This window comes from Micromonospora sp. WMMD961 (assembly GCF_029626145.1).
Lineage (GTDB): Bacteria > Actinomycetota > Actinomycetes > Mycobacteriales > Micromonosporaceae > Micromonospora.
In genome coordinates this window covers 5141240-5154462 of record NZ_JARUBJ010000002.1, presented here as the reverse complement: position 1 = coordinate 5154462, position 13223 = coordinate 5141240, and the positions used below count along the sequence as shown (strand labels likewise).

The window sequence follows — 13223 nt, the reverse complement described above, 5'->3', positions numbered from 1 at the left end:
GTCCTTCAGGGCACTCGACAGCGCGTTGTCGCTGGCAGTGGTGCGGGTCGTCGGCCGGGGCGGGACGCCGTGTCGGCCGGCTGTCACGGCGACCGGCTGCCCGTCGACACCGTCACGCCGGTATCGACCAGGGACCCGGGCGTGTGGCCACGGAAGCACACAGCCCATGCCGACCCGTCCCAATGGCGCGGAACGAATCCGTTTGGTCATTGTCGGGGGACGCAACGTGGAGGTGACCCGCCGGTGGACCGTGCCACCATTGGTGCTCCATTCCCGGCTATGCCGACATTGATGGAGCAATATCGTGGCTGCCCTTCCCCGATTGACCGTGCTGCTCTGCGATAGTGACAACGCCGCTGCCGGACGGCTCTACCAGGAACTTGCCTCCAGCCCACTGGTCGAACGGGTGGTGGCGGTCGAAAGTCTCGCCGACGCCGTTCGCGAGTCGGGCGAGGGGCAATTCGACGTCGTCATCGTCGATCCGCTCAGCACCGATCTGGCCCAGGCAGGCCGATTCGTTCTTTCCCAGACGGGTGAGGGGACCGCCGCGGTGCTCTACGTCGACCTGGCCCGGGTGGAGGAGCAGGCGGTGACCTTCTACCACGGAGACCGCAACCGCCTCCGGGAAGCCTTCACTCTGGACAAACGCACCCCGCCCGGCATGCTGGCGGCGGAGGCCGACGTGGTCCTGACCAACTGCCAGGCGTTTCGACTGCTCGCGACGGGCAGGTCGCGAGCGGATCGGCTCATCGGCGAGGTGCGCGACCGGGCGACCAGCAGTGGTGACAACGAGCTGGGGCGGCTGGTCGAGGACGTGGACCAGGTGCGGATTCTGGAGCACGTCCGGCCTGACCCGGGCCTGGTGCGGCCGAAGATCGCCAGTAACAGCGTCTTCCTGTCGTACCGGTTCAAGGAGGAGGACGGGTTTGTCCGGGGCCTCAGTGGATTGTTGGAGGACCACGGTTTCACGGTGATCACCGGTCGGGCCGCAGACGGATACGTCGGAATGGCGGTGCTCAACCGTATTCGGGAGTGCGAGTTCTTCGTTTCTTTGATGACCCGGGCACGGCAGTTCGCCGAGCCGGGGGAGAAGTTCGCGACGAGCGCCTGGCTGATCGAAGAGAAAGGCGCCGCCCTCGCCTTCAGCAAGTACATGGTGCTGCTGGTGGAGGAGGGGGTGGACGACATCGGAGGACTCCACGGTGACTGGCAACGACACCAGTTCACCGCTCCCACGTTCACCACCGCGGCCCGGGCCGCCGTGCAACAGTTGCGCAACCGTAGTGGGCGGTCGGACTGAGTCGGCCCGAGACGGTATTCGCTCTTCGTCCCCGGGGGTGAGCCGTTCGGGTCAGACAATGCGGCTGATGGTCGATGGCGGTGAGCTTTTCGGTCTGCTAGTCCTGGCAAGTGAGGTGTCGTGCTCGCAGATCGTGAAACAACCCAGGTGCGAAACAGCCATTGTCCGGCGTCATTGCCCTACTATCAGGTCGACGGCAGCTCTGACTTCGTCGGAGGGCGTTGTGGCGGAGACGATCGGCGCGGGGGGCACGGGTGCCGTCGACCTGCCGGTGCCACCGGGTGCCACCGGTGAGGCGAGCTGGTGCCAGTCTCCGCACTTCGAGTGCGAACGGCACCGTCGGGCCGCGCTGGCGGCCATCCACGCCGGTCGGCTGCCCCTCAAGTTCGCGTACGCCGGGAGTGCGGCACACACGCACGACGCGTACGCCGCCACGGACGACTACCTGAGCATGCTCGCCTCCGCCCGACACGAAGCCGAAGCCCTCCTGGCCGCACGGGCGTTGACCGCCGGTGCGCTTGCGGTCGCGGAGATCGGCCCGGGCAACGGCAAGCGCAGCAGCGCCTTCCTCAGCCGACTGACCAGCCTCGGCCATCCCTGCCGGCGCTACCTCGCGTTGGACTTCAGTGCCACCCTGCTCGCCATCGCCTGCCACCGGTTGGCCCACTTCGCCAATGGGCAGATGAGCGTTGACTCTCACGTGTGGGACATCGAGTCTGGCGCATCCGAGAGTGTCGAGCGGTGGCGGCCCGGTCCTGAACCGGTGGTCGTCTGCCTGCTCGGGCACACCCTCGGCAACCTGGAGTGCCCGTCCGCCGCCCTGGCCAACATCCGGGCCTCACTGCGCCCACACGACGTGCTGGTGCTGAGCGTGGTGGTGGGCCGACCGGACGAGCCGGAGGCGACGGTGCTGTCGCCGTACCGGTGCCCGGAGTTCCGTGACGCGGCCCTGGAGCCGTTGCGCGCCGCCGGCCTGCCCGAGGTCGACCTGGATTTCGTGCTGCGCTGGCGGGACGGGGTGGTGACCGGCGAAGCGGTGCTCCGACGCCCCGGGGTCCTGGACGGCACGGAGGTGCCGGCGGGTCATCGCATCCGCTGCTTCCAGTCCCGCAGGTTCAACTATCCCGACGTCATCGCCGCCGTCCGGGAAGCAGGGTGGCTCATCCGCAACGCCGTGTTGGCGCCCGGAAGCCATCATTTGGTGATCACGGCTTCGCGAGGGTGAGGGAGTGGCGGACATGACCGAGCGAAAGGGGGCGCCTGGGAGGGTCTCGCCCGCCGACCTGATCGACCGGGCGCGCAGGGCCAGCCTCTTCTATCGGGCCTCCTACGAGGGCACCGACCCCAACTGCGTACGGCTACCCGGTGCGGCGATGGACGAACTGGTGCAGGGGCTCGTCGCCGGCGTGCGTGACGAGCTGTGCCAGATAGTCCCGTACACCACTGTCGGCCGGCCCGCCGACCCGTTCTCCCGGGCGGTGTTCCGCCAACTGGCGCAACGCGTGACCGTGCGCCGGATGTACCTGGTGCCGGGGGAGGACGTAGGCACCGGGGAGATCGACAAGCAGTTGGCGGAGGACCGTCGGCACGACCTGGACGCGGTCATGGTGCCGGTGTTCATCGCCGGCGAACGTCCCATGGTGCCGATGACGGACATGTGGCTGATCGACGGTCAGGTGGTGGTCCGGCAGGAGGTGGGCGGGGACGGCCTCGCGTCCTGGGTGGTCAGTGGCCACTCCGAGGAGGTGAGTCGGGCCCGGTTGCTCTGGGATCGCCTGATGACCCGGTCCTGCCTCCCCGACCGCGGCCGGCCGCGCCGGCCCGGCCCGGAGCTGACCCGCTGGCTGCTTCAGTCGGCCAACATGTTGTACGCGATGGCCCCGATGTCCTGCGGACCGTCGCATCTGGACAACGCCGGGTGCTCCTGGTACCACCAGGCGTGGCAGTATCTCCGCCTCTTCGACATGGTCAGCAGCCCGCAGTGGCACGCCGAGTTCTACGCCGCCCAGGTGGCCGAGGCGGTCCGCCGGGGAGCACGCCGGGTGCTGATCAGTGGTACCGCCGACTACACCATCCTCGCCTTCCTCCTGGAGGCGGTGCGCTCGTCGGTCGGCCGCATCCCCGCGGACCTGGACGTGCACGTGCTCGACAAGTGCCGGACGCCGCTCCTGGCCTGTGACTGGTACGCCAAGCAGGTCGGCAGTCGGGTCCAGGTGCACCATGCCGACGTGACCTGCCCCGAGGCGGTTGCCCGGCTCGTCGAGGACGGTCGCTTCGACCTGGTGTTGGCCGACGCGTTCCTGACCCGGTTCAACCGCGCCTCGGCGGACACGGTGATCGGTAGCTGGTCCGCCCTGTTGAATCCGGGCGGCTCGGTGATCACCACTGTCCGGCTGCACCCGGGCAACGAGTGGCCCAGGGACGACGAGGAGCAGGACGACCGCCATCGGGTGTTGGATCTCGTGGACGACTTCGAGCTGAGGTTCCGCGAGCGGGCCGCCGGTTGGCGCGGACTGCTCTCGGTGGAGCTCGACGAACTCGCCGACGCGGCCCGCCGCTACGCGACCCGGATGGCCAGCCACGACCTCGGTGACGCCGACGAGGTGCGGGCGGCGTTCAACCGGGGCGGATTCCGAGTGTCCGATTCGGACGTCAAGGCCGTCGACGGTGAACTGGTGCGGACCCAGTACCTCCGCCTGCGCGTGGACCTGCCCTGCGACAGCGGGAGGACCGGCGGTTAGCATCAACGTGTCGTGGTGACGTGTTTGACCCACGGTGATCGCCGAAGGGGGGGTCGGTGCCCGACTATTCGCCCTGGACGGCCGTCAACGCGCTCAGCCCGAACGCCGGCACGTACGAGTTGCTCACCGCAGCCCACACCGACCTCCTCGCCCAGGCCGCCATGCTCAACGAGCGGCCCGTCGCGCTGCGGGTCGTGAGCGCCACCCCGGAGTTCCGCGAGGGCAAGGGGGACCAGCTACTCATCCGGGTCGAGACGATGGGGCAGCGCACCCAGGTGGGCCTCTCCGAGAAGGTCGTCCGAGCCACCGTGAACGGGGACCGGACGCACGGTGTCACACCGTTGGCGCTGCTCTCGTACGCCCTGCAGAAGGACCCGTTCGGTCCCGGCTGGCGACCCAAGCGGGTCGGCAACGCCCAGCTGCCCTCCGAGAAGGTGCTGAAGTACTACGCCCGGCTGCACCGGTCGACTGCCTGTTCCACCCAGGTGGAACAGCATCTCGAGGCGGGCCGGGACGTGGTGGTCATCGGTGAGCACGGGTGCGGTAAGTCCGCGCTGGTGGCCAACGCCGCCGAGAAGCGGCTCGACCAGGGCGACGCGGTCGTCTGGCTCAACCTCACCGACCCGGCCGACGGTCCGGAGTCGATCGTGCTGGCCCTGTTGGAGCAGGAGGCCGGCCGCAGTGGGCGTTACCTGGTCGTCCTGGAGAACCTGCACGCGAACCTGCCGCGGCTCAACGAGATGTTCGCCTGCCTGACCCGGCTGCGCACGGACTTCAAGCTCAACGTGCAGGTGCTCGCGTCGAGCTGGAAGTCGGCCGCCGCCATCCTCGCCCGCGGTGAACCGACTCGCGATCTCCGGCAGGTTCTCGCCGAGGGGCGCGAGTTGGTCCGGCAGTTGCTGGTCGACAGCGGTGTCGACGAGGCGAGCTGGCCGACGATCCGGCAGTTGGCACAGAACGACGCACACATCGCGTTGACCGCGATCGAGCTGTACGAAAGTCGCGGCACGGTGCCCACCGAAGCGGATCTGGAGGAGCACTACACCGGACAGGTGACCAGCGACGACCAGCGCGAGGTGCTCTACCGCCTGGCCTGCCTGGGGGTGCTGGAGCTACAGATGGCCACCCGGGAGGCGGGCTCGTTGGAGCCGGCGCTGCGTCAGCTGCGCGACGACAGTCTGGTGTACCAGATCGACGGCGCGTACCTGATCGGCTCCCGCCGTCGGGCCCAGCTGGTGATGAACCACGCCCGCCGGCACTGGGACGCCGATCGCCGCTGGAAGAGCCCGGAGCGCAACGTGTGGCTGCACCTGCAGCGTGGCGGGGAACGCCTGATGCAGGCGACGCTCGGGCGGCTCGACCAACTGGTCTCGCCGGACACGGCGCGTACCGACACTCTGCACCTGTTGAGCACCTGGGAAACCCTGATCCGGCTCGGTCGCTCGATGCGGCGACGGAGTGCCGAGGACTCGTCCTGGGGGGACAACCTCGGGGCTGCCGTCTTCGCCGCGAGCGCGCTCAGCCAGCTCAACCACATCGACTCCTGGCATGAGATCGCCAAGGGGGTGCGCCAGCGCTGGAGCTACGACGCGCCCGGCCACACGCTGCCCGAGCCGGTCGGTGGTGTGACCGCCGACCACGAGGACTTCGTGGAGATCCAACAGTCGATGGCGCAGGAAGACTCGATCTTCGGGCCCGCGCCGCACCTCGCCGGCATGACCGCCGACCAACTAGACACCGGACGCATGTACCGCAACTGGGTCCTCGGTCTCCTGCTCGGGTTCGAGGGCGCCGCACCGGTCGTCCACCAGGACCAGGAACGAATCGACCAGCTGATCGAGGTGGCTCGCGAGGCCCAGGAGGAGGACGGCAACTTCTACCCGGCGCGGGTGCCGTGGGTGACGGCCCGGGTGGTCCTCGGTCTGTGCCAGGCGAATCTGCGGGTCGACCATCCGGTGGTTCGAGACGCCTGTAACTGGCTCCTGCGGCAGGTCGCCGAGGGTGGGCCGTTCGACAACTGGTGGCGTAGCGGCACCGGCTCGTGGAACCGCGAGGAGGCGACCACCGCCATGTGTCTCAGCGCCCTGGTTCGTGCCGGGGTGCCGATGCGGCCGGAGATGGCGACCGCGCACGCCTGGCTGATGGGACGCGAAGGGGAGTGGGCCACCCCGGGGCGGGAGATCGACATGTCGCAGGTGCTGGAGGCGACGCTGCTCTGCACCGAGGCCGTCAACGGCACTCGGGAACACCTGATGACGCTGTTCCAGCGGATCGCCACCGAGCGGAGAAGCCCGACGTTGCTGGCCACCGCCCCCGAGGAGCGGCTGCGCATTCCCTTCGTGGCAGCCCAGCTCGCCGACATCGTGTGGCGGATCGTGCAGTTGGAGAGCCTGAAGCTGTTCGGCGACGTCATCAACCAGGGGCGGCCGGAGCCGTCCGAGCCCTCGGAGGTGGCAGTGGTGGCCGAGACCGTCGCGACGTCCGCCGTCGGCCCCACCCTGACCAGGCGTCAGCTCCGGGAGTGGCAGAAGGGGTGCGAGCAGATCGAGGGGACCATCCGGGACCGGATCAGCAAGCGCGACGGGCCGATGCGGACGCCGACGGTGGAGAAGGTGATCAATGAGCAGTTGGCCTACCGGGCTCAGCTGATGAGGCTGACCATCCAACTCGACGAGCAGTCCGACCTGGAGGTGCTGGAGCAGATCGACGCCCTCGGCAACCGGGTCTGCGGCGTCGCCTGGCCGGATCTGCCCTGGCCCGACACGAGATCGGAAGCACCCTCGTGAGCATCGCGGTACCAGCGCCGTCAACGCTGAACTTCCTGGCTGGGCTCTTCGCCGGGGCCGGGATCAACATGCTCACCTCCGTCTCCACCGGCCCCGCCGATCCGGGGGTCTCCACCGGCAAGGTGGCGCTGGACTCGGCACTCTGGGTGGTCGCCGCCGCTTTCCTGACCTGGGCGGCGCACCTGTTCCAGGCGGCCGAGCGGGACGCCGACCTCTACATCGATCGCGACTTCAGCGAGCCCGAGAAGCAGGAGATCCGGCAGGAGTACCTCCGTCGCGCGTTGCGTCGGGCGCGGCTGCCGCTGATGATGACGGTTCTGGCGCTGGTGTGCGCGGTGCTCCTGTTGCCCGGTTTCATCCGCTGGAGCAGCGTGCTGGGTGGTTGACCGGGTGGCCCGCGCCACGGTTATCGGTGAATTGCCTGACAATTGTGGCCCAGGCTTGGCCGACTGCCGCACCTCGTGGCAATCCTGGGGAACATGGCCGCCTCCCGCTCGCCGCTGTCGCGGCTGTTCACCGTGCTGCTCGCCGGCGTGCTGGCCGGGCTCGTCCTGGCAGTCGCCGCGCTTCCGGGCAACCTGCTGCTCGGGCTCAGCGCCCGTGCCGCCCTCGGGTCGTACGCCGCGTTGCCGGCCTCGCTGAAGACCCCGGCGACGCCGCAGCGCTCGTACCTCTACGCCAACGACGGCAAGACGCTGATCACGACGTTCTACGACGTGAACCGCACCGACGTCCCGTTGGCGGACATCGCCCCGGTGATGCGGCAGGCGATCGTGGCCGCAGAGGACCGGCGCTTCTACGACCATGGTGGCGCCGACCTGCGCGGACTCACCCGGGCGCTGGTGGCCAATATCAAGGGCGGCGGCACCGAGCAGGGCGGCTCGACGCTGACCATGCAGTACGTCCGCAACGTGCTCAAGACCGACCCCACCCGCACCGCCGAGGAGCGCGCCGCCGCGACCGACCCGACCATCGGACGCAAGATCCAGGAGATCCGGTACGCGAGCGCGCTGGAGAAGAGCCTCGGCAAGGACGAGATCCTCGGCCGGTACCTGAACATCGCCTACTTCGGCTCCGGCGCGTACGGGGTCGCGGCGGCCAGTCAGCGCTACTTCGGCAAGACGCCGGCACAGCTGACCCTCGCCGAGTCGGCCCTGCTCGCCGGCCTGGTGCAGTCCCCGGACGCGTACAGCCCGATCGACGGGGACAAGGACGACGCGCTGGCTCGCCGGTCGTACGTGCTGGACTCGATGGTCGCCACCAACGCGATCACCGCCGCGCAGGCCGCCCAGGCCAAGGCGGAGCCGCTGGCCCTGCACCCGACCGCCCAGCCCAACGGCTGCACCGCGGTCTCGCAGGGCCACGACGACTGGGGCTTCTTCTGCGACTACCTGCGTCAGTGGTGGCGGGGCCAGCCGGCGTTCGGTGCCACGGTCGCGGAGCGCGAGCAGGCCCTGCGCACGGGTGGCTACACCGTGGTCACCTCGCTGGACCCGAAGATCCAGGCCACCGCGCAGCAGCAGGCCACCAAGGTCTACGGGTACGACAACAAGCGCGCTCTGCCGATCGCGGCGGTCCAGCCGGGCACCGGGCAGGTCCTGGCGATGGCGGTCAACCGGCACTACAGCCTGGCCGACAACCCGGCCGGGCAGGCGAACCACCCGAACACCGTCAACCCGTTGATCTCCGGCGGTGCCAGCGTCGACGGTTACCAGGCGGGTTCGACGTTCAAGCTGTTCACCATGCTCGCCGCGCTGGAGTCTGGTCGTACCCTCTCCACCGGCTTCGACGCGCCGGCCAAGCTACCCACCCGGTACCCCGCCGAAGGGCCGGGCAGCTGCGACGGCCACTGGTGCCCGGCGAACGCCAACCCGGACTGGATGGACGGGTACCGGATGATGTGGGACGGCTTCGGCCGCTCGGTGAACACCTACTTCGTCTGGTTGGCCGAGCAGGTCGGCCAGGACAAGGTCGTCGAGATGGCGAAGCGGCTCGGTATCACCTTCCGAGCCGACTCGGATGCCGCCTTCGCCGAGGACAACGCCGCTAACTGGGGTTCGTTCACCCTCGGCGTCGCTGCCACCACCCCGCTGGACCTGGCCAACGCGTACGCCACGGTGGCCGCCGAGGGCACCTACTGCACCCCGGTGCCGGTGGTCTCGGTGACCGACGCGAGCGGTGCGAAGGTGCCGGTCGGCCAGCCGTCCTGCAAGCGGGTCCTCGACCCCGACGTCGCCCGTGCCGCGACGGATGCCGCTCGCTGCCCGGTCGGCCAGCAGTCCGCGTTCGGACAGTGCAACGGTGGTACCGCGACCGGCGTGAACGACATCCTCGACGGCCGGCCGGTCGCGGGCAAGACGGGCAGCTCGGAGCAGAACTCCACCGAGACGTTCGTCGGTTTCACCCCGCAGGTCGCGGTGGCCGGCATCGCCGCCAACCCGGACGACCCGGCCGACTCGGTGGGTTCCGCGGTGCAGACCAGGGTGATCGACGCGGTCGCCCGGGTCATCGCCACCGCCGTCAAGGGTCAACCGGAGAAGGCGTTCGCCGCGCCCAGCCGCGAGCTGGCCGGCGACCCGCACCGCCCCGCGGAACGCCCTGCGGTCCCGGACCGTCAGGAGCAGCCCACCCAGGACCCCCGCTCGGCCCTGCAACGCTGGCTGGACCGTCGCGGCTGACCTCGCAGCGTGCCGGCGCCTCCGCACCAACGATGCGGAGGCGCCGGCCGAACGGTGCGGGTGGGTTACGCGCGCTTCAACTGGTCGAAGTCGACAACCTGGTCCGCCGCCGGCGCTTTCAGCTCGTCGAAGGTCGCGCCGAAATCGCTGAACGTGATCTGGCCGGCCGCGTCCTGACCGCCCTCCATCCGGACCGGGTACGGCTCACCGGTGGTGGCGATGTAGAGCGTGCCGTTCTTGTCGCCGTCCACGAGGCCGACGGTTTTCACGCCGTCGATCTCCTTGGCCTCACCCTTGGTCATGGTGCCGTCGGGCTTGAGCAGCTGTTCGACGTTGGCGACGTCGAACAGTTGGGTGAAATCGTCCTTCTCGGAGACCTTGGCCCACTTGTCGCCCATCAGTTTCACGATCTCGCCCGACGCCTGGGCGCCGGCGTTCTTCGCCCAGAACTTCTCGTCCGGCCGGATGTACTGTTGGCCGGCCACCGAGAGCAGTTCCACGGTGCCCTCGGTCGTGGACACCTGACCAGCCAGGTCACTGCCGGTCATCTTGAAGTCGAGGGTCATCTTCTGGCCGTCGTTGTCGATGTCACCGGCCAGGCGGTAGGACTTCGCGTTCTTCACCGCCGTGGTGGCGCGTTGCAGCGCCTCGTCCGGTGCGAGCGCGGCGACACCGTTGTCCGCCGGGGCATTCGACGCCGGCTGTCCGCCGTCCCCGTTTCCGTCGCCGCAACCGGTCAGCAACGCCATCGCCACCACAGCGACCAGGCCTCGTCTGATTGTCGTCGATCTCATCGTCGGCTCCCTTATGCCACCCCCCGTGGGTGAGCAGACAGCCAGGTACCCATGATCGATCACGGGCAATCCTTCGATGTGTCGGAGATCCCGGATCGGTGCGGCGCCCCGCTCAGCCCTTGCGGCGGCGGGGACGGTAGCTGGCGAGCGTCGCCGGTAGGCCGCGGCGGACGATCCCGGCCCAGTCGGTGTCGCCGCGCAGTACCGCCGCGGCGGTCTTGCGGGCCTGCTCGGCGGTGAAGTGCGGCGGAAGCATCAACTCGGCCGGGTCGACCAGGGCGTTGATCACCACCGGTCGGTCGGCGGTCAGCGCCCGCTCCCACACGTCGGGCACCTGCTCTGGTGAGTCGACCAGCTCACCGCGGAGCCCGAGCACCTCCGCCCACTGGTGGTAGGCGATGTCTGGCAGCTGCTGGCTGTCCGGGAACATCGGCGTCCCCTCGGTGGAGCGCTGTTCCCAGCTGACGAACGCCAGGTCCCGGTTGTTGAGCACGAGCACCACGAACCGGGGGTCGGCCCAGCTATGCCAGTACTTGGCCACGGTGATCAGCTCGTTGACCCCGTTCATCTGCATGGCGCCGTCGCCGATCAGCGCGACGAGCGGCCGGTCCGGGTGGGCGAACTTGGCACTCAGCGCGTATGGCATGGCGCCGCCCATGGACAGCAGCGTGCCGGACAGGCTGGCCAGCATCCCGGGGCGGACCTGGATATGTCGGGCGTACCAGGCGGTGGTGGTGCCGCAGTCGACGGCGAGCAGCACGTCGTCGGGCAGCCGTTCGTTGAGGGTGTGGAAGAGCAACTGCGGGTTGACCGGGTCGGCGGTCTGCTCGGCCAGGTCGCGTTGCACCCGACGCCAGGCCGAGGTCGCCTCGGCGATCTCCGCCCGCCAGGCGGTCGGCGCGGGGCCGGGGCCCAGCTCGTCCAGCAGCGCCCGCAGGGTGGGGCGGGCGTCGCCGGTCAGGTTCACCTCGGTCGGGTACCGCAGCCCGAGTTGGGTGCCGTCCAGGTCGATCTGTACCGCGCGGGCCTGTCCGGGTTCCGGGTAGAACTCCGAGTACGGCATGTTGCTGCCCACGATCAGTAGCCGGTCGCACCCGGTCATGAGCTGCCAACTCGGACGGGTGCCGAGCAACCCGATCGCGCCGGTCACCCACGGCTCGCGATGGTCGACGGCGGTGAACCCGAGCAGGGCGGTGGCCACCCCGGCACCGAGCCGGTCGGCGATCTCACGGACCTCGTCACGCGCGCCGAGCGCGCCCTGCCCGACCAGCATCGCCACCCGCTGCCCGCCGCGCAGCACCTCGGCGGCCCGGCGTACGTCCGCCTCCGGCGGCACTGTCGGCGTGCTGCTCGGCGCGTTGCTGGTCTGGTAGTAGCCGTGGGCGTGCGGCGGGTCCACGACTGCCGGCTCGTCCTGGATGTCGAGGGGCAGGACGAGGGCGGTGACGGTACGTCGGGCCAGCGCGGTGCGGCACGCGCGGTCGACCAGGTGCCGGACCTGCGCGGGGTGGTCGAGCTGGGCCAGGAAGGCCGCCGCCACGTCCTTGTAGAGGGCGAGCAGGTCGACCTCCTGGTAGTAGCCGCCACCTTCGGCGGTGGTCGCGGTGTGCCCGACCAGGGCGACCACCGGCTGGTGGTCGAGCTTCGCGTCGTACAGGCCGTTGAGCAGGTGGATGGCGCCCGGCCCGCTGGTGACGAGGGCGCAGCCCAGCGGGCCGCCGCCGTACTTGACGTGCGCGGACGCGGCGAAACCGGCGGTCTCCTCGTGGCGTACCTGGATGAACTGGGCGCGCTCGTTGGTGCGTTGCAACGCGGAGGTCATGCCGTTGATGCCGTCGCCGGGGAAGCCGAAGTAGCGGTGCACGCCCCAGCTGAACAGTCGCGACACGATGTGGTCGGCGACGGTCGGGTGCCGGGGCAGAGCGCCCGCTTGGTGCGGTGCCGTGTGGTCCGTGCTCACCTGGCTGGTCCTTCCCGTCGGATCCCTGTTACGCCGGTCATTCCCCTTCTTCCCGGGGCAAAACACCCCGACTGGCGGGCGTCGGAGTGGGAGGCTCGCCGTCCGGCAGAATCGTCGGGTGCCCGTCCACCAGATCACCGACCCTGACGACGACCGGATCGCCGACTACCGAGCGCTCACCGACGTCGAGCTGCGCACCCGCTGGGAACCGCCGCACGGACTTTTCATCGCCGAGGGGGAGCTGGTGCTGCGCCGGGCGCTGCGCGCGGGCTACCCGGCCCGCTCGTATCTGGTCGACGCCAAACGGATCGACCAACTCGCCGACCTGGACACCGGCGACGCGCCGGTCTACGCCGCGACCCAGGACGTGCTGCAACAGGCCACCGGTTTCCACGTACACCGGGGGGTGCTGGCGTCGTTCCACCGCCGGTCGCTGCCGACGGCGACCGAGGTGCTCGCCGCCGCGCGCCGGGTCGTGATCCTGGAGGACGTCAACAACCACACCAACCTCGGGGCGATCTTCCGGGGTGCCGCCGCGCTCGGCATCGACGCGGTGCTGCTGTCGCCGACCTGTGCCGACCCGCTGTACCGGCGCAGCGTGCGGGTCAGCATGGGGGAGGTGTTCGCGGTGCCGTACGCCAAGCTCGATCGCTGGCCGGCGGGCCTGGACCAGGTGCGGGAGGCCGGCTTCACGGTGCTCGCCATGACGCCCGCGCCGGACGCCGTACCCATGCAGCGGTTGACCCCGGCGCAGCGCGAGCGGGCGGCGCTGCTGCTCGGAGCAGAGGGCCCCGGCCTCACCGCGGCGGCCCAGTCGGCCAGCGACGTGCGGGTGGTCCTCCCGATGCGGCGCGGTGTCGACTCGCTGAACGTTGCCGCTGCGGCGGCGGTGGCGTTCTGGGAGCTGGGTCGCGACGACCCGCCGGGCGACAGCGAGTAGTCGGCTTCGACTTGCATGCCCATA

The 13223-nt window shown here is 69.8% G+C and carries 9 protein-coding genes; 7 read left to right on the top strand and 2 right to left on the bottom strand.

The features are described 5' to 3' along the window. The first annotated feature begins 304 nt into the window (after positions 1-304). The 6 genes from O7614_RS23195 to O7614_RS23170 all read left to right on the top strand — a co-directional run bounded on the left by O7614_RS23195 (position 305) and on the right by O7614_RS23170 (position 9505). The gene (locus O7614_RS23195) at positions 305-1300 is read left to right on the top strand and encodes a hypothetical protein (RefSeq protein ID WP_278140584.1); all 996 of its coding nucleotides are present in this window, start codon (positions 305-307) and stop codon (positions 1298-1300) included. Between the two features lie 223 nt (positions 1301-1523). After that, on the top strand, positions 1524-2525 hold the full coding sequence (locus tag O7614_RS23190; RefSeq protein WP_278140583.1) for an L-histidine N(alpha)-methyltransferase: 1002 nt from the start codon (positions 1524-1526) through the stop codon (positions 2523-2525). Positions 2526-2538: 13 nt separating this feature from the next. Then, positions 2539-4041, top strand: coding sequence for a class I SAM-dependent methyltransferase (locus tag O7614_RS23185; protein WP_278140582.1), 1503 nt, complete (start codon positions 2539-2541; stop codon positions 4039-4041). 56 nt (positions 4042-4097) lie between these two features. Next, complete coding sequence (locus tag O7614_RS23180) at positions 4098-6827, top strand: hypothetical protein (RefSeq protein ID WP_278140581.1); 2730 nt, start codon at positions 4098-4100, stop codon at positions 6825-6827. Continuing rightward, a complete protein-coding gene (locus tag O7614_RS23175; RefSeq protein WP_278140580.1) occupies positions 6824-7213 on the top strand; it encodes a hypothetical protein in 390 nt (129 codons plus the stop codon). Before O7614_RS23180 ends, O7614_RS23175 begins: the two co-directional genes overlap by 4 nt. A 93-nt stretch (positions 7214-7306) precedes the next feature. After that, entirely contained in the window at positions 7307-9505 is a 2199-nt protein-coding gene (locus O7614_RS23170; RefSeq protein WP_278140579.1) for a transglycosylase domain-containing protein, read from the top strand. A gap of 65 nt (positions 9506-9570) precedes the next feature. On the opposite strand, the gene O7614_RS23165 is transcribed toward O7614_RS23170, so the two are convergent. Both O7614_RS23165 and O7614_RS23160 read right to left on the bottom strand, forming a co-directional pair. Continuing rightward, on the bottom strand, positions 9571-10299 hold the full coding sequence (locus O7614_RS23165) for a hypothetical protein (protein ID WP_278140578.1): 729 nt from the start codon (positions 10297-10299) through the stop codon (positions 9571-9573). A 112-nt stretch (positions 10300-10411) separates the two neighbouring features. Next, a complete protein-coding gene (locus tag O7614_RS23160; protein ID WP_278140577.1) occupies positions 10412-12259 on the bottom strand; it encodes a thiamine pyrophosphate-requiring protein in 1848 nt (615 codons plus the stop codon). A 118-nt stretch (positions 12260-12377) separates the two neighbouring features. Between O7614_RS23160 and O7614_RS23155 the strand changes: the two genes are divergently transcribed. Further along, positions 12378-13199: an RNA methyltransferase gene (locus O7614_RS23155; RefSeq protein WP_278140576.1), complete on the top strand. Its 822-nt coding sequence runs from the start codon at positions 12378-12380 to the stop codon at positions 13197-13199. Positions 13200-13223: the final 24 nt, after the last annotated feature.